General features: G+C 35.0%; 20 protein-coding genes and 1 pseudogene. 17 read left to right on the top strand and 4 right to left on the bottom strand.

All coding sequences use genetic code 11. The features are described from left to right. Nucleotides 1-23 precede the first annotated feature (23 nt). From MHI47_RS10315 to MHI47_RS10290, 6 genes are all read left to right on the top strand, one after another. The gene (locus MHI47_RS10315) at nucleotides 24-425 is read left to right on the top strand and encodes a hypothetical protein (protein ID WP_340830723.1); all 402 of its coding nucleotides are present in this window, start codon (nucleotides 24-26) and stop codon (nucleotides 423-425) included. Between the two features lie 1,126 nt (nucleotides 426-1,551). Next, nucleotides 1,552-2,589 carry a serine hydrolase domain-containing protein gene (locus MHI47_RS10310; RefSeq protein WP_340830722.1) on the top strand — a complete coding sequence of 346 codons (1,038 nt, stop codon included), beginning with the start codon at nucleotides 1,552-1,554 and terminating at the stop codon, nucleotides 2,587-2,589. A 22-nt stretch (nucleotides 2,590-2,611) separates the two neighbouring features. Next, nucleotides 2,612-3,025, top strand: coding sequence for a GNAT family N-acetyltransferase (locus MHI47_RS10305; RefSeq protein ID WP_340830721.1), 414 nt, complete (start codon nucleotides 2,612-2,614; stop codon nucleotides 3,023-3,025). A gap of 202 nt (nucleotides 3,026-3,227) precedes the next feature. After that, nucleotides 3,228-3,443: a hypothetical protein gene (locus tag MHI47_RS10300; RefSeq protein ID WP_340830719.1), complete on the top strand. Its 216-nt coding sequence runs from the start codon at nucleotides 3,228-3,230 to the stop codon at nucleotides 3,441-3,443. A 64-nt stretch (nucleotides 3,444-3,507) separates the two neighbouring features. Further along, nucleotides 3,508-3,783 carry a hypothetical protein gene (locus MHI47_RS10295; protein WP_340830718.1) on the top strand — a complete coding sequence of 92 codons (276 nt, stop codon included), beginning with the start codon at nucleotides 3,508-3,510 and terminating at the stop codon, nucleotides 3,781-3,783. Between the two features lie 236 nt (nucleotides 3,784-4,019). After that, nucleotides 4,020-4,460 (top strand): GNAT family N-acetyltransferase, encoded by a 441-nt coding sequence (locus MHI47_RS10290; RefSeq protein WP_340830717.1) that lies wholly within the window; start codon nucleotides 4,020-4,022, stop codon nucleotides 4,458-4,460. Between the two features lie 217 nt (nucleotides 4,461-4,677). Here the strand turns inward: MHI47_RS10290 and MHI47_RS10285 are convergent, their stop codons facing one another. Then, on the bottom strand, nucleotides 4,678-5,391 hold the full coding sequence (locus tag MHI47_RS10285) for a transposase (RefSeq protein ID WP_340830715.1): 714 nt from the start codon (nucleotides 5,389-5,391) through the stop codon (nucleotides 4,678-4,680). Nucleotides 5,392-5,524: 133 nt separating this feature from the next. Between MHI47_RS10285 and MHI47_RS10280 the strand changes: the two genes are divergently transcribed. The 3 genes from MHI47_RS10280 to MHI47_RS10270 all read left to right on the top strand — a co-directional run bounded on the left by MHI47_RS10280 (nucleotide 5,525) and on the right by MHI47_RS10270 (nucleotide 7,842). Further along, the gene (locus tag MHI47_RS10280; RefSeq protein ID WP_340830714.1) at nucleotides 5,525-6,001 is read left to right on the top strand and encodes a hypothetical protein; all 477 of its coding nucleotides are present in this window, start codon (nucleotides 5,525-5,527) and stop codon (nucleotides 5,999-6,001) included. A 950-nt stretch (nucleotides 6,002-6,951) separates the two neighbouring features. Next, entirely contained in the window at nucleotides 6,952-7,422 is a 471-nt protein-coding gene (gene tsaA, locus MHI47_RS10275; RefSeq protein ID WP_340832032.1) for a tRNA (N6-threonylcarbamoyladenosine(37)-N6)-methyltransferase TrmO, read from the top strand. Between the two features lie 246 nt (nucleotides 7,423-7,668). Then, nucleotides 7,669-7,842, top strand: coding sequence for a hypothetical protein (locus MHI47_RS10270; RefSeq protein WP_340830713.1), 174 nt, complete (start codon nucleotides 7,669-7,671; stop codon nucleotides 7,840-7,842). Between the two features lie 553 nt (nucleotides 7,843-8,395). On the opposite strand, the gene MHI47_RS10265 is transcribed toward MHI47_RS10270, so the two are convergent. Genes MHI47_RS10265 through MHI47_RS10255 form a run of 3 tightly spaced genes read right to left on the bottom strand, consistent with a single transcriptional unit; the run spans nucleotide 8,396 to nucleotide 12,087 of the window. After that, nucleotides 8,396-9,472 (bottom strand): Ger(x)C family spore germination protein, encoded by a 1,077-nt coding sequence (locus MHI47_RS10265; protein ID WP_340830712.1) that lies wholly within the window; start codon nucleotides 9,470-9,472, stop codon nucleotides 8,396-8,398. Next, on the bottom strand, nucleotides 9,465-10,607 hold the full coding sequence (locus tag MHI47_RS10260) for a GerAB/ArcD/ProY family transporter (RefSeq protein WP_340762447.1): 1,143 nt from the start codon (nucleotides 10,605-10,607) through the stop codon (nucleotides 9,465-9,467). The genes MHI47_RS10265 and MHI47_RS10260 overlap by 8 nt, the downstream gene beginning before the upstream one ends. Nucleotides 10,608-10,611: 4 nt before the next feature. Then, complete coding sequence (locus tag MHI47_RS10255) at nucleotides 10,612-12,087, bottom strand: spore germination protein (RefSeq protein ID WP_340830711.1); 1,476 nt, start codon at nucleotides 12,085-12,087, stop codon at nucleotides 10,612-10,614. A 305-nt stretch (nucleotides 12,088-12,392) separates the two neighbouring features. Between MHI47_RS10255 and MHI47_RS10250 the strand changes: the two genes are divergently transcribed. The 8 genes and pseudogenes from MHI47_RS10250 to MHI47_RS10215 all read left to right on the top strand — a co-directional run bounded on the left by MHI47_RS10250 (nucleotide 12,393) and on the right by MHI47_RS10215 (nucleotide 18,317). Then, nucleotides 12,393-12,599, top strand: a complete 207-nt coding sequence (locus tag MHI47_RS10250; protein ID WP_090570990.1) for a spore coat protein — start codon at nucleotides 12,393-12,395, stop codon at nucleotides 12,597-12,599. A gap of 16 nt (nucleotides 12,600-12,615) precedes the next feature. Next, a complete protein-coding gene (locus tag MHI47_RS10245) occupies nucleotides 12,616-12,978 on the top strand; it encodes a spore coat protein (RefSeq protein ID WP_211894093.1) in 363 nt (120 codons plus the stop codon). A gap of 23 nt (nucleotides 12,979-13,001) precedes the next feature. Next, entirely contained in the window at nucleotides 13,002-14,138 is a 1,137-nt protein-coding gene (locus tag MHI47_RS10240; RefSeq protein ID WP_340830710.1) for a zinc-dependent alcohol dehydrogenase, read from the top strand. A gap of 206 nt (nucleotides 14,139-14,344) precedes the next feature. After that, nucleotides 14,345-15,442 carry an L-dopachrome tautomerase-related protein gene (locus tag MHI47_RS10235; protein WP_340830709.1) on the top strand — a complete coding sequence of 366 codons (1,098 nt, stop codon included), beginning with the start codon at nucleotides 14,345-14,347 and terminating at the stop codon, nucleotides 15,440-15,442. A gap of 244 nt (nucleotides 15,443-15,686) precedes the next feature. Continuing rightward, nucleotides 15,687-16,229, top strand: coding sequence for a MepB family protein (locus tag MHI47_RS10230; RefSeq protein ID WP_340830707.1), 543 nt, complete (start codon nucleotides 15,687-15,689; stop codon nucleotides 16,227-16,229). Nucleotides 16,230-16,644: 415 nt separating this feature from the next. Next, nucleotides 16,645-16,913, top strand: a pseudogene (locus MHI47_RS10225) (cytidine deaminase); the annotation flags it as partial. Nucleotides 16,914-17,218: 305 nt separating this feature from the next. Continuing rightward, nucleotides 17,219-17,350, top strand: coding sequence for a hypothetical protein (locus MHI47_RS10220; RefSeq protein ID WP_281249734.1), 132 nt, complete (start codon nucleotides 17,219-17,221; stop codon nucleotides 17,348-17,350). Nucleotides 17,351-17,648: 298 nt separating this feature from the next. Continuing rightward, nucleotides 17,649-18,317 (top strand): DNA alkylation repair protein, encoded by a 669-nt coding sequence (locus MHI47_RS10215; protein WP_340769446.1) that lies wholly within the window; start codon nucleotides 17,649-17,651, stop codon nucleotides 18,315-18,317. Nucleotides 18,318-18,371 lie beyond the last annotated feature (54 nt).

Below are 18,371 nucleotides of genomic sequence, written 5' to 3'. Positions count from 1 at the left end.
TTAATAAAAAAGGAAGTGCATAAATGACTAGTGATAATGACCTCGAACAAAATATTGAAAGTATAAAGAAAAAAACGAAATGGGGCTGTCTCGCTACTGCAGCACTTATATTAAGTCCAATCATTTTATTTGTAGGCTGGTTTTCTTACGGTATGTATTTCGAGGAAGTTACACTTGTGGAAAGTCATTCTCCAAACAACATTAATACGATTAGAGTTGTTCAAAAAGGTTCGGCTTTTTCCTTCGGTCCATCTTCCGTTAGAATTAAATACAGTTGGTGGAAACGTTTAGATAAAAGTATTAATAATGATGGAAAAAATCTCAATTCCTCAAACGTTTCAGTTAGTTGGAAAAGTGACTATGAAGCAACGATAACATTATATGGCGAAGAACAAGAACCAGATGTTGTGGAAATTAAAATATAGAGGATACCATCAAGATTAATTTGTCAAAGTAAATTAATTTTAATAACTGTTTATACAATTGGTTTGTTTGTCAAAAGTGTAGGCGAGCGTATGTTATTATTTCTTGGCTTATTTATCTACGTAATTATTGTAATACTAAAACTACTGACGAAGTGAATCGGGTCCAAATGGTATATGAACAAACTAATTGCATACAGCTATGCCCCAATCGGGTGCGATTGTTTAATAAGCGTCTCTGTTCTTCTTAAACTCCCATGAAAATTAAAATCTTCGATTTAGAGAAAAAAGCAATACGAAATCTGACGCAGCTCAATAATTTTTTAAAAAGTGCAGCGCCTAAATGTGAATTAAATTGTGGGTTGGACTAGGAGGCATTTGGTTCAGTGATTGTCACGTTGTAACCTAAGTTTTCAAGTGTTCGAACAGAATATCGTACAATCGATTGTTCTTTTTGTTTGTCAAATTAATCTTCCCCTAAAGTCTACGTACATTTCTTTGCGAGTTAGGAGATAATAGCTGATTCTTAAAATGGCATGAGCCACTGATATCCCTGCACGCTTTTTACCCTTTCTTGATGCAGTGCGCCTATACAAGGCTCCCAAGTAGGTTTTGGATCCTCTAACAGAATGAGCTGCTTCAATTAACGCCGATTTCAAGTACTTGTTTCCTTTGATAATCAAAAGAATATAAATGAACTATATACAGAGATGTTCCAAAAAGTTGAAGCATTATAAAAAACGGCCATAATGAGTTGGTTGTTCTCCTTATTCAACTAACGGGTGCTTTAGCAAAATATGGCCATCATTTCGATGGTCCATTTTTATGTCCAATATATTAAGATGATCTCAGATATGCATTGTGAAATGTTACACTTAAACTAAAGGTTGAAGATTCGCTTTCCGGAATAATTAATCTTTAATTTGAAAATCAATAGCGGTAAACAGGTAAAACCTCGAATTCTGAGCGCAAATACGCTCAAGATACGAGGTTTATTTTTACGTAGAAATTGAAAATTGTCTACAGGTTTTTTATATATAGTTAAAGAAAAAATTATTTTAAAAGCAAACATAAAAGAACATACATTCGTGTTGTGATTTATTTGATAATACTAACAAGGGGGATAATTGTGAAATTAAAAAACATTAACATTCAAGAACGAATGAAACATTACAATGTGCAAGGTTTAAGTATTACATTGCTTGAGGGCGGTGAAATTAGTGGAACAGATAATTACGGCTTATTAGAAGTGGAGAGCAATAGAAAAGCAAATGAAGATTCTATTTTTAGTGCGTGTTCAATTAGTAAGTTCTTAATGGGAATACTTGTAATGAAGCTAGTAGAGGAAGGGCTTCTTGATTTAGATGATGATGTGAATGAAAATCTTAAATCGTGGAAAGTACCAGAAAATGATTTTACTAAAAATAAAAAAGTGACATTGAGGAACTTACTAAGTCATCAATCTGGAATTAAAGACCCTGAAGGTAGTTTTCCTGAACTGAACTCGAAAATAGGTGTTCCTTCGATGGTTGAATTATTAGAGGGGAAAACTCTTTATTGTAAAACTCCTATTGACGTCAAGTTTGAACCAGAAAGTGAATTCGATTATTCGGATGCGGGTTTTTGTATTATTCAACAACTTATAGAAGATGTTACGAAAAAACCGTTTGATCAAGTTTTGAGTGAGCAAATATTTGAACCATTAGGAATGGAGAATAGCCATTTCAATAGAACAACGTTGGAAGTGGATAGACAAAATTTTTCTTGTGGTCACAACAAAAGCGGTGAATTAGTAGATGGAAAATATCCTATATATCCTTATCCCGCGGCTTCAGGATTATGGACAACTTCTTTGGATTTAGCTGAATTAGTTCTTGAGTTAATGAATGCTGTAAAAGGTGAAAGCAAGGTTGGCATTTCGGAAAGTTTAGCAAAAGAAATGATAACCCCACAAAGAGGTAAAAGCTGGGCTGGATTAGGTGTGTTTCTTGAAGGCTCTGAAAAAGAAATAGAAATTACATCACTTGGTTGGGGAGTGGGTTTTCAATGTATGATGGCGGCTTTTCCCTATTTAGAGAAAGGTGCAGTCATAATGACGAATGCAGAATTGGGTGTTCATCAACTCGAAGGTATTATAGGAGAAATATATAAGTCTCTTTTGTCTTAAAAAGCGTTAAGGGGGGAGAAATATGCGGATAGCCTTAGCAAATTCAACTCATATACCTGAAGTTGTGTCTTTCTTCAACGAAAATTTAGACAGCAATAACAGTGCGGTTTATTCTAAAGAATTTTTATGTCCTCTTGGAATTAAAGCATCCATAAGAAGAAAGCAAATGATAGTGGCAACAGTAGAAGGTCAAGTAGTTGGGGCTTTTCGGTTTTACCGAAAAAAAACACAAAACAAAATATCTTTATACCAATTTGCGATTAGTGAAATTTATCGCGGTCAAGGGTTATTAAAAAAGATGTTAAAAACGATAAATGATTTACCTATCGTTTCATTATGTCCGTCTGATTCCTATTTAAATGATTATTATGATAAATCAGGATGGTATTTACAAGAACAAATTGAGGAATTTAATGTATGGATTTTTACTGACTGAACACGTTTTTCCTTTTATCTAATAAGCAGTATAGTCATCAACTTTTTCAACTAACGGGTGCTTTAGTTAAACAAGACCATCAAAAATGAACTGCCCCGTAAATGTTACAATTAAACTAACGCAGCAGGTTAGTAAAATAAGACCTGGCTAAAATATTTTTATAGGTAATATTGATATAGTTATGAAAAATGGAGGTGTAATGATGAACTTTTTTGATTGGAAAATTGAAATGGTAGAAAGTTTAAAACCGTATATAGATATTGAAAATAACAGAATGGCTATTCTTACAGCTGAAGATGATGAAATTCATATGGCTTTAGAATTAGATGAAAACAATAATTTAGTAATGCACCCAAGATGGAATATAAACATTATTACCTTAGGTGATAAACATTTAAAATTTACTACAAATTCATAAAGATATTCTTCAACTAACGGGTGCTTTACTTCAATAAGGTTTACATTAGGAGAGACAATTGAGTATGAATTTATATATTTTGTTATTAATTTCACTAATTTTATTATTTGTTGCTGGATATGCTTTTTATGTCACTTTTAAGAAATATGAAGAAGATGACGATTTTACTGGAGGAATAAATACATTTACTTTTATTGAATTCTTATTTGGTATTCTAATATTAATTTCCGAAAAATTCTTTCAGGAAAAATACCATGTTGTTATCTTTAAAATTCTCTCCTTTTTGTTTGGAATATTTATATTAGGATTAACAGTTTTATTATGGATACTTTTCAACTAACGGGTGCTTAGTTAAACAAGTGGCTGCCTATAAAAGGGTAGCTTTTTCTTATTGAACTAACGAAGTAGGATAGCAAAACAAGGATTTGAAATTTTAGTGGAGAATACAGAGGTAATTTAGGGAGGAATATAAATGATTTTAGAAACAGAAAGATTGACATTAAAGCCTTATGAACTTGAATTTGCAAATGATATTTATGAGGTAGTAAAAATAAAGAAATTGCAGATACAATGGTGATGATTCCACATCCATATCCACGTGAGACTGTTGATAGTTGGATTTCCTATTTACAAAAAAGTTATGAACAGGGAATAGCATATGAATTTGCTGTCTTTTTAAAAGAGAATGGTCGTTATATAGGAAATTGTGGGTTAGTTACGATTTCAAAAAATCACAAAAATGCAGAGGTAGGCTATTTTATCGATGTATCAGAATGGGGCAAGGGTTATGCAACGGAAGCTTGCAAAAAAATAATTGATTATGGTTTCCAAGAACATAAATCAAATAGGGTTTATAGCCGTTGTATGGTGAGAAATATAGCTTCAAGAAAAGTAATGGAGAAGTCTGGAATGGTCTGGGAAGGTCGTCACAAACAAGAATTCTTAAAAGGTGAAGTATATGAAAATATGGATTATCTAGCTATTTTAGCAGAAGACTATTTTAAAAATAAGCATTGAATTACTTATACAAATAAAGTTCCCAAATGTAAATTATGGAACATACAAAAAAGCTACAAATGAAGTATGATAGGTGAAATTTGTGAATTATTTCACTTAAACTCCCATGAAAATTAAAATCTTCGATTTATAGAAAAAGACAATACGAAATTTGACGCAGCCCAATAATTTTTTAAAAAAGTGCAGCGCCTAAAAGAGAATTAAATTGTGGGTTGGACTAGGAGGCATTTGGTTCAGTGATTGTCACGTTGTAACCTAAGTTTTCAAGTCTTCGAACTGAATATCGTACAATCGATTGTTCTTTTTGCTTGTCAAAGTAATCTTCCCCTAGGTCTACGTACATTTCTTTGCGAGTTAGGAGATAATAGCTGATTCTTAAAATGGCATGAGCCACTGATATTCCTGCACGCTTTTTACCCTTTCTTGATGCAGTGCGCCTATACAGAGCTCCCAAGTAGGTTTTGGATCCTCTAACAGAATGAGCTGCTTCAATTAATGCCGATTTCAAGTACTTGTTTCCTTTTTTCATGGTAGTTGATTTCCTCTTGCCCGCACTTTCATTATGTCCAGGTACTAATCCTGCCCAGGAACATAAGTGCGCCGAACTGGGAAATTGCTTCTCCACATCTGTACCAACTTCGGCTAAAATTTGTTCGGCCATTCGAGTGGCGATGCCGGGAATGGAATCCAATCGTTCTATATCATCTTGATGGGAGGATAACCTAGTAGCTACCTCTTCGTTTAATAGCTCAATCTGCTCAGTTAGAAATTCTATATGGACCAGAATGGTTTTTAACATGAGACGTTGATGTGGATTGATATACCCTCGAAGAGCTAGCTCCAGTTCACTCTTTTTCTTCTTCATTGATCGGCGAGCAAAGCTAGCTAGTTTCTCAGGATCATTTTCGCCATCGGCGATAGCACGGAGCAATGAAGTCTTTGGTTCGACAGAAAAACAGAATTAAATTTTTTGTATTCGATGGTAAATGGCGGTTGGTCTATATGTAATATGACTATTACAGATAAAAAAAGAACCTAAAAGGGCACTAGATAGGAGAGGTTTCTTGAATAAAAGATATAAGATTTTGATTATCTTATCAATCATTCTAGCAGTTTCATGGTTAGCTGTATCTTTTTTTAGCCAAGATAAAAAGACTGCTGAAGAGTTTGCAAATAAAGTCTTTTCTTATCCACTTCCTCTAAAAACAAAAGTGCTTGAACAAGGATTTGATTATGGAGTTAGCTACGGTGGAGGACCATGGGGTAGTGGAGGACAACCAACTGTAGTTGTCTATAAAAAGTTATCTTCTGAACTTAGTGAAAAAGAAGTGTATGATTATTATAAAGAACAAGAAAGAGCTTTCGAAATTTACTTTGAAGGCGACGAAGAGATTAATAAGACCTCGGATGGTAGAACCTGGTATGAAGGAAAGACCCGTGAGAATCTACATACAAAAGATAATACCGGGGAACCCATAGAATTCATCGTCCAAGTAAGATCAGAATTCGCTACTGCCTTCGGAGATTTGGCTAGATATTAAATACTAAGAAGAGATGGTATTGACTACCCTTATTACTCCTTATTCAACTAACTGAGCTTTACTTCAAGAAGGAGTAAAGCCTTTTTTCTTATCAAACTAACGAAGCAGTTGTGCGGCCGAGCCTAGGTCGTATCATATAGCGGGTGGGATTCCCGTCGAGAAAGAACTAGCCATTCACTCGTAGCGAGTCTTGGAGGGCTAATGGTAACATTAGCCTTTAAGCGTAGACAGTTAGGTGGCGGGCCGAAAGCCAACTGGTTGAAGGGATTGAGCTCCACAATGTTAGTAAATCGAGAGGGCTGATGCCTTAAGCACAGCAGAAAGCTATATTTTATCCATCGTTAAAGGCAAGAAGGATAAAACCTCTCTGGAGTCAGAGACCTTGGCACGTCACACATTGATATGATACGGCAACTCGGGAGGCCCTACCGGTCATTTCTTCTTATAGAAGAGTATGGTGTACAAGCGATAATAAGCGAGGAAACCAAATGCCGTTGTATGGAGTCGGATTGCAGCGTAGTATCAATGAAGTTGGGTAATGCCGATGGAGGAAAGGCTGCTACCAAATGATCACCCTCCCTAGGGACACATTTACTACACACAGCGGTAGAAATAATAAAGGTAAACTAAACTATTGAGGATAGCAGAATCACCATTTTGTGAAGGATGATTTGGAGGAGCCGTGTGCAAAAATAGCGCAAGCACGGTTCTGTGAGGGGGGGTGGAACACAATCTGCCGTAAGGTAGAGAGGTTCCATTCTACTCGACTAGTAAACAAGTGGCTAGCCTTAAAGGGCAGCTTTTTCTACAATGTAGGAGATTTTAATAAGATAAAATTATGGATATGTATAATTAATATATATTTTCTTTTGAGAATTGTGATTGTTATGATAAAGATGAAAACGAAACCTTATTTCTTAGAGAAGTATGTGTAGGAGGGGATGGAACAAATGCAGTATTCTATCAAACCAATTGCCTTTGTAAATAATACTAGAAAAGATATTTTGGATGATAATTGGGGTTCGATCGTATCAACAATTGAACTTGCGGAAAATATAAATGATTCTTCATTGAAAGGTATTAATGAATTCTCACACTTAGAAATCATTTTTTTCTTTGATAAGGTATCAGATGACAAAATTCAGTATGAAGCAAGACATCCAAGAAACAATAAAGATTATCCCGAGGTTGGAATATTTGCTCAAAGAGGAAAAAATAGACCAAATAAATTAGGTGTAACTATTGTTGAACTTGTTGAACAAAAACAGCGTATATTAATAGTTAAGGGATTAGATGCATTAGACGGAACTCCGATTATTGACATTAAGCCAGTAATGAAAGAATTTCTACCAAAAAATGAAGTGAGTCAACCCGATTGGTCAATCTCATTGATGGAGGATTATTGGGAGGATTTAAAGTAATTATTTCATAAACTCTGTAAAAGTAACTTTTGACCGTTTATTGAAATAGAGACCGAATTAGGTTGTGAAATATTGTACTTAAAGTAACGGGTACTTTAGTGAAATAAAGAGCTGATAATACAGCTCTTTTTTCTTATTCAACTAAAGATGGAGTTTAGTTTAAGAGAAAAAGCAAATCGCAGTGAATTGCAAACTAACGATGACATTTGGAAAGCTGTTTTATCAGCCAATGGAGAATACATTTTTATGACAGACGATGAGAAAAGGAAAAATTTTTTAATTTTGTTTAATTATTTTTGTGAGCTTGAAAGTGGAGGGCAAGATTGGTTTTCAGAGCATGTAGAGGAAATGGGTATTCAAACCTATTTAAATGGATTGACGATAATGCTTGAAAAAGTTGAAGTTCATACGCAGAAATAGAATAGAATTATATCGAGGAAATATGGAGATTATTTTGGCGGTAGAAAATAGTAAAAGTGAAGAACCTCATTATGAAAGTTTAGAAGAGAAATTTTGCATTCTTAAAGAAATCTTGGAGAGGAATAAAGTGAGCTACTAAGTAATTATACCACTGTTACTTATACGGAGATAATCGAGATAGTGGAACTATAGCTCGGTGTTTGTCAAGATAGTTGTCGTATATTGCTCTTTCCTAGATTACATATTGTTCTTCTTTCCTACTGCGCTTAGCTTGCTCGACAGGACAACTAGCAGCTATGATGTATACATAGGTATTTGACGCGACTTATTTGATCGTTATTTCTTATAACTCCGCCGAATTTAAAATACGTGCAGTAAAAGGGAATCTTATTGTTGAAGTCCTTCTCAAATCTTTACCTAGAATGATTTTTCACTTATAGTATTTTCATTGGATTTTACTGTGGGATTTAAATTTTATTCTCTAATAAGCAATCTGTAGTTTTTTAAAAAGACTTTACCATTCAACTGAGTGCGTTTTTTTCTGTTATTATAATTAACTTTTTGCGTTTGAATCCGTCAAGGGCTCAATATTAAACTGATAATCAATTTTAATGTCCATCTTCTTGAATAGTTCAATCCATTTTTTTTCATCCATTGGTTTTGAAAATGGTTTTAATGTATGAATGCCTAGCTGTAATGGATCCACAGTCAATTCTTGCATCTTTTTTACTAGTTCTTGTGTTTGTTTTTCAAGATTGGATTTGATTTCTTTTTTCAAGTCTTCTAAATCCTTTGGTTCAAATATTTGCTTTTCTCCCCGGTATTCTTCAATTCTTGAGTCTATATTCACGGTATAGGTCATTGTAGACAAGCTTTTATTAATATCCACTTTCGTTTTAGACCTAACATGACCTAGAACAACTTTTAATTCTGGGATCGGTAAAACTGATAAGTAGTGACCGTTGTTTAACAGCTGGAAGATGCGATCATCAAAAGTTGTTATTATTTCAACTAGTTTATCATTTTGAAACAGGGCTGTACCTTCATAGCTGATAGCGTCATTTTCTATTTTGAATACAGGTAAGAAAGGATCTGAATAAGAAGTATAGAATAAATTTTTAAATTCATGTAGATTAACAATACTAATTTCGCCTTGATTTTTTTCCTCATAATGCTTTAGCATTCGATAAAAGGAGTAATCAAGATTTTCTTGTTTGTCCAATTGATTTTCCAAGTATTCTTCAAAATTTCCTTTTACGATAACTAAATAAATCCTCAAAGAAATATCCGGATCATTCAATAACACATTAATAACGGACATAATTCCCTCTTTTCCGAGGTCTTCATTAATTATCAGCATTCGCATTTGCCCAGATTTCATTTCCTGGTAGAAGTTTAAATTAAAATCCATTAATCCCTCCTTTATTAAGCTTACTTCTTGCGTCATTACACTCTTTTTTTCTTTGCTTAGAGGAGGCAATATCGTACTGATTTTTATTTTACCTTCATCCCCTTTACTAAGTGATAAAAATGTGACTGGAGCAAGCTCTTCAATAATATTGTTTTCAGTAAAAGGGGCACATCCAGTTAACCATAATGCAATAAATATAATTGAAGAACTTTCAGCCATTTTCTTTCGTAGTCGCATGTTTATTAACCCCCTTTATCTTCATCGCTACGATAATAATAATAGGAACCATTAAATAACTTAAGCTTCCTGCTAAAATTTGAAGATTAAGTAAAATAACCTGCTTTTCATCTGACTTCCAAATCCATTCATTCACAAGAATCATTCCAATTAAAATAATGAATACACTGAATAAAAAGCCTATTCGACTTGATGGTTTATCCACTTTCCCATTAGCTATTTTAGATGCTCCATAAAACAACAGAAGAAAAATTGAACCTGCAAAGACGATGTTAAATAATTCCAAAGAAAGCATGACCATATCAATACGTTCAATTACTGGATTTTGAAAATAACGGGCCATAGTGACAATTGGAAATGGATTTTTGCTTAAATAACTGGAACCGAAATAGAATAAGGACGCCGTATATAAGGATACATACTCTATAACGGTTAGAGCATTACCATAAGACAAATAACGAAATGTTTTATTATTTGTTTTAAACCACGGTCCCAAAAATACCAGAAATTCAGGCCCTGAAAATGAAGATAAAATTAATAATATTCCTTTCCAGGAATCCCCACTTAATTCCATTGGAATAATCGGATACAAATCACTGAGTTGAGCTATTGGAGGAAAGAAGAAATAGGCAAAGAATAAGAACATCCAAAATGTACACAAAAATGAAATTACAACAAAACGTATAGTTTTTTCAACACCCTTCCATGCCACATACAAACAAGACAACAGTATAAAAAAGATAAGCCAATTTGAATCTGTAGCTGGAAACATAAATATTTGTATCATTTCCGAGAATCCTAACATAATCACGAAAAGTTTAAGCAGGATAAAGAATAAACCGATGAATGAGAGGAGACGTACAAGTTTTTTACCGAATAATTGGACAAATCCGTTGTAACCCTCGCTAGAAAACCGGGTTATAAACCATTTGGATAAAAGAAGAATGTTTAGTTGAGACAATATGCCGACCACTATAATCACCCAAATCATATATGGATGGATTAAAAATCTTGGCATAATCAAAAAAAAGTAAAGCATTTGGAGGCGATTTACCATCAACATGACATAGAACCCGTTATAGGTTTCATTCTTATTAAATAATTGAAGGGCTTTCATCAGTTCATCTCCTAGGTTGATATCTCTTCTTCTTCAGTGGTTTAAGATGTTCTGGACGCTCCTTCATTTTGACTAAAGGACCTCGAATGAATAGGTCGAGCCAATCTTTTCCATAGAAAGGGGTAACAGGGGATAAATATGGCTGCTTGAGTGAAGACAAGCCATTAAGGTGGGCTAAAATGATAATCATTGCCAGAACAATCCCTACTATCCCAAGAAACGAAGAAAATACAAGAAGAATGAATTGAATCAATGAATTCGCCTTTGTCACAAGGTAATTAGGAACAAGAAAGGATCCGATAGTTGAAATCCCTACCATAACAATTAACACCTTACTTGCCAAACCAGCCTCAACTGCTGCTTGACCAATTACAATGCCCCCAATAACCCCAAGCGTTTGACCAGTCTTTGTTGGCATCCTTAAACTTGCTTCTTTTATAATTTCAATAAAAATCAACATGATAAACGCTTCCCAAAAAGGAGTGAACGGAAGCTTGCTCCTTGACTCCACCAAGACGAAAAGTGTTTGTAAAGGAATCATTTGATAGTGATGAGTTGTTAATGCCACGTAGAATGGGATCAATGTGATAGATAAAATAAAGCTTACATATCGGATGATGCGCAAAAAACTGGCAACTACCCATCGATTAATATAATCCTCTGGTGATTGGAACAAATGAAAAATAGTAATTGGGGCAACTAGAGCAAAAGGTGTATTATCTACCAGAATGGTAATTTTTCCTAACCCCAGAGAATAAGCAACAACATCAGGTCGGTCAGTTTGCTGAAACTGAGGAAAAATACTGTCTGGATTTTCCTCCATGAATGCAGCTACTTGAGAAGACTCAAAGAAGAGATCATAATTAATTTCCGTAATTTTCTTTTTGGCGGTTGAAACAAATTCTGGATTGGTCAGCCCTTCTATGTACAATAAGACCACATTTGTTTTACTTAAAGAACCAACGGTGAACTTCTCTGTTTTCAGATCATGTGTTGGAAGACGTCGACGAATGAGCGTAATATTTTGTTCTAGCTGTTCACTGAAGCTATCTTTTGCTCCTAAAAGGATGGTTTCAGTATCGGATGGTTCAATTGCACGTCCAAGTGGATTTTTTAAAGGGATAGCGAACCAAAGGTCTGACGAAGAGTCAAATAACAAGACGGACCCATTAAACAGCTGCTTTTTTGCCTCATTAAAAGTGGAAATGGAGTTTATTGTTGACTGAACATTACATTCCTGAATGGATTGTTTAGAACAGTTAGATAAAGGTTTTACAATGCTTTCATTTAATCTTTCTTGGTCAATCAGGGTTCTTATGTAGATAAGATCAACATTTTGATTTTCAGAAATGTTGATCTCCACAAATTCCGCATCATCCATTTGAACGAGGGCTTTTTTTAGTGTCTCTATTGATATTTCTGAGTCTGTGTTTGATTGAGAAACAGGCTTATTTTCATTTGATTGTATTTTCCAAAACATGTACATCCCTCACCTCTATAAAAAAAGCATTTTTGGAAGAACAGTAAAATTACGTATTAATTTCATTGTTAGCTTTTTAAGTTCAAAATATACGAAACTCTTTCGTTTTAAAAATGAAAACATAGGTCAAATACCTTTCTTTTTCAACCCATTTTGTTCATGATAGTAAAATCAAATGGGAGATTTCTCATGAAGATTAATAACCTTTTTATCCATAAACACCACTAAATGGTCTCAGTTATTCTGAATATAAACTTCGTTTTTGGGGTAATCTTCATTGGATGAAAAGATTTGGAGGTGCAGCAATGTTTGAAAAGAAATTAGCACTTCATGAAACTTTGGAATTTCATGAAGTAATAAATTTTAAGACAGTATGTTTACTTAAATCTAAAATGATGCAAGGTATCGTTTTTGACCAAGATCTAAAAGCATTAATGGAGAAGGACGTAAAACAATCTATACCAGCTTTAACAGCAATGATAAAACTATATTCAAATGCTGAGTTAAAATAATCGGAGGTCGGTTTGTATGAATGATTATTTAGATCCTATAAATTCTGTTGGAATGCCTGAACTTACTGATTCAGGTATTGCCCTTGAATTTTTGTTATCAACAAAAACTGGGGTTAGAAATCTTTCAATTGCATTGACAGAAACAGCAACACCTACAATTAGAAAGTTATTACAGGAACAACTTGATGTAACCATTGCCTTATATTTCGAAATAGCAGATCTCATGATGAAAAAACAATGGTTAAACCCATATGATTTGGAACTTCAAAAACAATTGGATATAAAATCCGCTCAAAATGCAGTAGATATAGCTAATTTAAATCTCTTTCCGGGCGTTACAAATCGGAAAGGAATGTTTCCAAGCCCACCGAAGAAATAATGAATATAGAGGAGATTTAACTAATGAAAGCTGTGACTTTTCAAGGTGTTAAGAATGTTCAAGTAAAAAATGTGAAAGACCCAAGCATTCAAAAAGCGGATGATATCATAGTTAAACTGACTACCACTGCCATTTGCGGATCAGACTTACACTTAATTCATGGGATGATCCCAAACCTTGGAGAGGATTATGTTATTGGGCATGAACCTATGGGAATTGTAGAAGAAGTCGGTAAGGATGTAACGAAAGTTAAAAAAGGAGATCGCGTTATCATCCCATTTAATATAGCGTGTGGTCAATGTTGGTTCTGTAATCATGAATTAGAAAGTCAGTGCGACAATGCGAATGAAAATGGAGAAATGGGCGCATATTTTGGCTACTCAGACACGACGGGAGGGTTCCCAGGTGGCCAAGCAGAATTTATGCGAGTTCCATATGCTAATTTTACGCCTTTTAAGATTCCAGAAAACAGTGAAGTTGCGGATGAAAGTTTAGTGTTACTTGCAGATGCTGCATCAACAGCATTTTGGAGTGTAGACAATGCGGGAGTGAAAGCAGGGGATACGGTCGTAATTTTAGGATGCGGTCCGGTTGGTCTGTTAGCACAAAAATTTGCGTGGTTAAAAGGTGCAAAAAGAGTTATTGCAGTGGATTACGTTGGTTATCGTTTAAAACATGCAAAACGTACGAATAAAGTGGAGATTGTTAACTTTGAAGATCACGAAAATTGTGGTGAATATTTAAAAGAAATAACAAAGGGTGGAGCAGATGTAGTCATTGACTGCGTAGGAATGAGTGGAAAAATGACTCCACTGGAATTTCTTGCATCTGGCCTGAAATTACAAGGAGGAGCAATGGGAGCTCTAGTAATTGCAAGTCAAGCAGTTCGTAAAGGTGGAACAATTCAAATTACAGGAGTATACGGGGCACGTTATAATGCATTCCCATTAGGTGACATCTTTCAACGAAATGTGAATATTAGGACAGGTCAAGCTCCAGTTATTCACTATATGCCGCATATATATCATCTAATCGCGGAAGGTAAGATTGATCCAAGTGATATTGTCACTCATGTACTTCCTTTAGATCAAGCTAAGCATGGCTATGAAATATTTGACACCAAAATGGAAGACTGTATAAAAGTTGTACTAAAACCGTAAATACCGGGTTAGTTTTCGAGCATCTCTTATGAGGTGCTTTTTTAAATTTTGGAGAGACTAATAATTGTATTCTTTATATAGAAAAATGCACATACATGGATTGTCCCATCCAATCACGGTAGAAAAAATTATCAAGTACCAGGCAATAAAAAAAATTTTCAACATATATAGGTGATATTGGGTTCGATTTTGATGAGGAGGATAACATGCAACCTAAATTACCTATGGAAAAGTATTTTGGGCAGTTTGAACTGGTGCACGCTTTTTATGGGGCTATGCCTACAGGAGTCAGCGTCTCCGAAACTGGTCGTATTTTTGTTTGCTTTCCGAAATGGGGAGATAACGTTCAATTTACTGTGGCGGAAATTGTTGAGGGTGAATTGCAGCCTTATCCCAGTTTAGAAGCTAATTTGGTCAATCCTAGAAATATTACAATGTCTTTCGTCAGTGTTCAAAGTATCGTTGCTGATGGAAGGGGAACACTTTGGGTACTAGACACAGGGGCACCAAATTTTTCTGAACCTATTCAAGGGGGAGCAAAACTAGTTGCTGTTGATTTAAGCACGAATACAATAAGGAGAGTATATACCTTTACAGATGATGTTGTCTTGCCAACAACTTATTTGAATGATGTCCGTGTGGACTTTCGGGTGGGAAGCGCAGGTTATGCATATATAACGGATTCTTCTTCCAGAGGGCCAGGGGGGATTATCGTCGTAGACTTAGAAAATGGGAACGCGTTTAGACGATTAAATGGGGCAATATCAACTTCACCTGACCTCTATTTTTTACCAAAAGTAGAAGGTGAAATTTTGATGAATCGAAACGAGGACGGCTCGACTTTCCCGTTTAGATTGGCTTCCGATAGTTTAGCAATTTCTCCTGATGGAAAGGTTTTATTTTATGCTCCCCTAACCAGTCGTCAGCTGTTCTCGATCTCCACAGAAACCCTAAGAGACAGAAGAATACAGGACATTAATTTATCCCAATATGTTCAGTATTGGGGGGAAAAAGGCGCGTCTGATGGAATGATCACCGGTTCAAAAGGAACCATTTATGCGGGAGACTATGAAAACAATAGTATCCGGAAGATATTCACGAATGGCGTAATGGAAACCATCGCACATGACCCGAGAATTTTATGGCCAGATACTTTTTCGATTGGCCCCGATCAATACTTATATGTCATAGTGAATCAATTACATCGGCAGGCGAGATTTCATTATGGAAGAGACTTGCGGGAAAAACCATACAGTTTACTTCGTATTAGAATTGATGAATTACCTGCACCTACCTTTTCATAATAATCTTAAACGAGGGTAGCTATCCATCATCAGGGAGCTGCCTTTTTTGTCAGTTAAAATAAAAATCAGGTATCTGTGCCACCATAATGTGTAATCGTTCTCTGTGGTGCAGCATTTTTTTGTGTTGCATGGATGGCTAACGGGTGCTTTACTTCAAGAAGGAGTAAAGCCTTTTTTCTTATTGAACTAAAGCGACTGATTAGCTCAAGTAGGAAATCAAAAAAATAATGGAGGATTTTTATATATGGATAGCAGTTGGGAAACAAGTTCATTAGAAATAAAAGGTTTTGTTAATAATCTCTTATATAAAACTAAAGAAATTTTAAAAGAGGATTTTATTGGTTTTTATTTACACGGTTCTTTGGCGATGGGGGGATTTAATTCTAAAAGTAGTGATATTGATGTTTTGATAATAACGAATAAAACAATGACTGTTGGAATTAAAAGAAAGTTAGCTGAGTTATTATTAAGTTTCTCCAATAAGCCATTTCCCGTAGAAATAAGCTTCGTGAATATGGAACAACTGAAAAATTGGACACATCCATGCCCTTTCGATTTTCATTATAGTGAATTTTGGAGAGGTAAGTATCAAGATGATTTATCAAAAGATACATATCGTCATAGTTCAACAAAGGGGGAAATGACAATAAGAGTTTATTCTAGTTGGGATAAATCGACTAGTGAGCAAGCGAAAAAAACTCAAAAATGGCAGTTGTCTTATTTTGTAGATATGAGTGATCCGAGTAAATTACCCATAGACAAAATAATAGAACTATATTCGCTTTAATATTATGCAAACGGGCGTTATAGTTTAATAAATGACACTATTCTTATTCAACTAACAGGTGCTTGTGCGGTCGTATCATATAGCGGGTGGGATTCCCGTCGAGAAAGAACTAGCCATTCACTCGTAGCGAGTCTTGGAGGGCTAATGGTAAACAGTAGCCTCTAAGTGTAGACAGTTAGTTGTCGGGCCGAAAGCCAACTGGTTGAAGGGATTGAGTTCCATAATGTTAGTAAATCGAGAGGGCTGATGCTTTAAGCACGGCAGAAAGCTACATTTTATCCATCTTTAAAGGCAAGAAGGATAAAACCTCTCTGGAGTCAGAGACCTTGGCACCTCACACATCGATATGATACAGCAACTCGGGATGCCCTAGCGGTTTTTTCTTCTTATAGAAGAGTATGGTGTACAAGCGATTATGGAAACTGGTGCTATCTTATAAGCTCATAAATTGAATAAAAAGGTGACACACTCACTTTGTGTAGTCCGCGACGACTAGAAATCTAAATTCAAAGTCCTTTCTCCCTGCGGGATATGTCAAGAAAGGTTGTTTTATTGGGGCCAAATGTAAGTGTTGCAGTTACACTGCCTGGTCAAGAACTAACTTTTAAATCATTATCAGAAGTTAAACCTTACCATTGGACAGGGGCTTATGATGAATACAAAGAAAAGTGGAATATTCTATAGTAACTTCTTCCAATTAACGAAGTGTTTTACTTCAAGAAGGAGTAAAGCCTTATTAAAACAATTAATATTCCAAAAATAACGCTAAATCAAGAAGCTCAAATTACAGTCAAAATTCCACGATAAGGCTAGCAACAGAGATTATGGTGATGATTCTATGCCTTCATTTAGAAGTGAATTAACTCTTCATCAACTAACGGATGCTTTCTTCAAGAAGGAGTATCATCTCGACTTCTAGAATACATAGATATGGACAAATTCTATGTCAAGGTGGGTAAGAGATGGGGTTGTTAGGGAGAGTGGTTTTTTTGCAAAGATTACGAGTTGAGCTAGTGGAAAAAAGAAAACAAGTTACCAATGACCTTCAAATTGATGAAATTGACAAGCAAATACGGAAGATAAATCTAGAGATACAGAATATTAGTAGATTGGCAGAATAAAGTACAGTTCCCTTCTTAATAACGGGTACTTTACTTCAAGAAGGAGTAAAGCTTTTTTTCTTATTGAATTAACGAAGCAGGTTATAGGGGCGTATATGAATAAACATAAAAAGACATTCATTTTTGAAAAGGTAATACTATTAATTTTGATAGTGGCAATTGATATTTAGATATGCTGAGTTTAGCAGAACATATTATGTATATTGCTATGACAGTCAAATAAGCATTGTTCAACTAACGAAATTAAGTTCTTGATATCATATTAGGATACAGTGTTTAAATAAAGGAGTTATATAAAATGGATGAAAAAAAAGATACAGAAATAAAACGCTCTTCAAAAGCAGAAAACATTCTACCTCAGATCAATAGTAAAACAAAGCTAGGAGACTTACGAAAAATTGCGAAGGACATTAAAAAAGATCACGAACTAGCTATGGAACTTTGGTCAACCGAAGAGTTTTTGCCTAGACTATTAGCAATCTTAATTATGGACAAAAAACTTCTTTCACAAGATGTGCTAAATAAGCTTGATAAGGATATGCAGACTCACAGTTTTGTTGAGCGAAATAACTTAATGGATTGGTTAATGGCTAATCAGCTCACCAAAGACAAGAAAAATATTGTGTTGATGGAGTCATGGGAAAATAGTCCTTCTGCTCTTCAAAGGCGAGCTTTCTGGTATTATCAAGGGAGATTAAGATGGACTGGACAAACACCTCCTGATAACACCGCAGACTTGCTATCTGCTTTAGAAGCTAATATTACGCAGGAAGAACCGGAAGTTCAATGGGCTATGAATTTCACCGCAGGCTGGATAGGCGTTTATGATGAAAAGAATCGTGCACGTTGTATTACACTTGGTGAGAGAACGGGTCTTTACAAAGATGAAATAGTAGCAAAAGGATGTACTCCCAGCTATTTGCCCGAGTTCATTACGATTGAATTTAACAAACGAAATAATAATTAGTTACCTCTAAAAAATTTATTGGGTGCCTACTCATATAGAGTGCGTCAGTCTATG

The organism is Psychrobacillus sp. FSL H8-0487 (assembly GCF_038008385.1).
In the GTDB taxonomy this organism is placed as follows: Bacteria; Bacillota; Bacilli; order Bacillales_A; family Planococcaceae; genus Psychrobacillus; species Psychrobacillus psychrotolerans.
This window is presented reverse-complemented; position numbering and strand designations above follow the sequence as displayed.

Coding starts and splice junctions, on each gene's coding strand:
- MHI47_RS10230 (WP_340830707.1), top strand. CDS start 15,687: ATGGATAGCAGTTGGGAAACAAGTTCATTAGAAATAAAAGGTTTTGTT.
- MHI47_RS10290 (WP_340830717.1), top strand. CDS start 4,020: ATGATTCCACATCCATATCCACGTGAGACTGTTGATAGTTGGATTTCC.
- MHI47_RS10300 (WP_340830719.1), top strand. CDS start 3,228: ATGAACTTTTTTGATTGGAAAATTGAAATGGTAGAAAGTTTAAAACCG.
- MHI47_RS10265 (WP_340830712.1), bottom strand. CDS start 9,472: ATGGCTGAAAGTTCTTCAATTATATTTATTGCATTATGGTTAACTGGA.
- MHI47_RS10305 (WP_340830721.1), top strand. CDS start 2,612: ATGCGGATAGCCTTAGCAAATTCAACTCATATACCTGAAGTTGTGTCT.
- MHI47_RS10250 (WP_090570990.1), top strand. CDS start 12,393: ATGTTTGAAAAGAAATTAGCACTTCATGAAACTTTGGAATTTCATGAA.
- MHI47_RS10270 (WP_340830713.1), top strand. CDS start 7,669: ATGACAGACGATGAGAAAAGGAAAAATTTTTTAATTTTGTTTAATTAT.
- MHI47_RS10260 (WP_340762447.1), bottom strand. CDS start 10,607: ATGAAAGCCCTTCAATTATTTAATAAGAATGAAACCTATAACGGGTTC.
- MHI47_RS10255 (WP_340830711.1), bottom strand. CDS start 12,087: ATGTTTTGGAAAATACAATCAAATGAAAATAAGCCTGTTTCTCAATCA.
- MHI47_RS10245 (WP_211894093.1), top strand. CDS start 12,616: ATGAATGATTATTTAGATCCTATAAATTCTGTTGGAATGCCTGAACTT.
- MHI47_RS10215 (WP_340769446.1), top strand. CDS start 17,649: ATGGATGAAAAAAAAGATACAGAAATAAAACGCTCTTCAAAAGCAGAA.
- MHI47_RS10240 (WP_340830710.1), top strand. CDS start 13,002: ATGAAAGCTGTGACTTTTCAAGGTGTTAAGAATGTTCAAGTAAAAAAT.
- tsaA (WP_340832032.1), top strand. CDS start 6,952: ATGCAGTATTCTATCAAACCAATTGCCTTTGTAAATAATACTAGAAAA.
- MHI47_RS10235 (WP_340830709.1), top strand. CDS start 14,345: ATGCAACCTAAATTACCTATGGAAAAGTATTTTGGGCAGTTTGAACTG.
- MHI47_RS10315 (WP_340830723.1), top strand. CDS start 24: ATGACTAGTGATAATGACCTCGAACAAAATATTGAAAGTATAAAGAAA.
- MHI47_RS10295 (WP_340830718.1), top strand. CDS start 3,508: ATGAATTTATATATTTTGTTATTAATTTCACTAATTTTATTATTTGTT.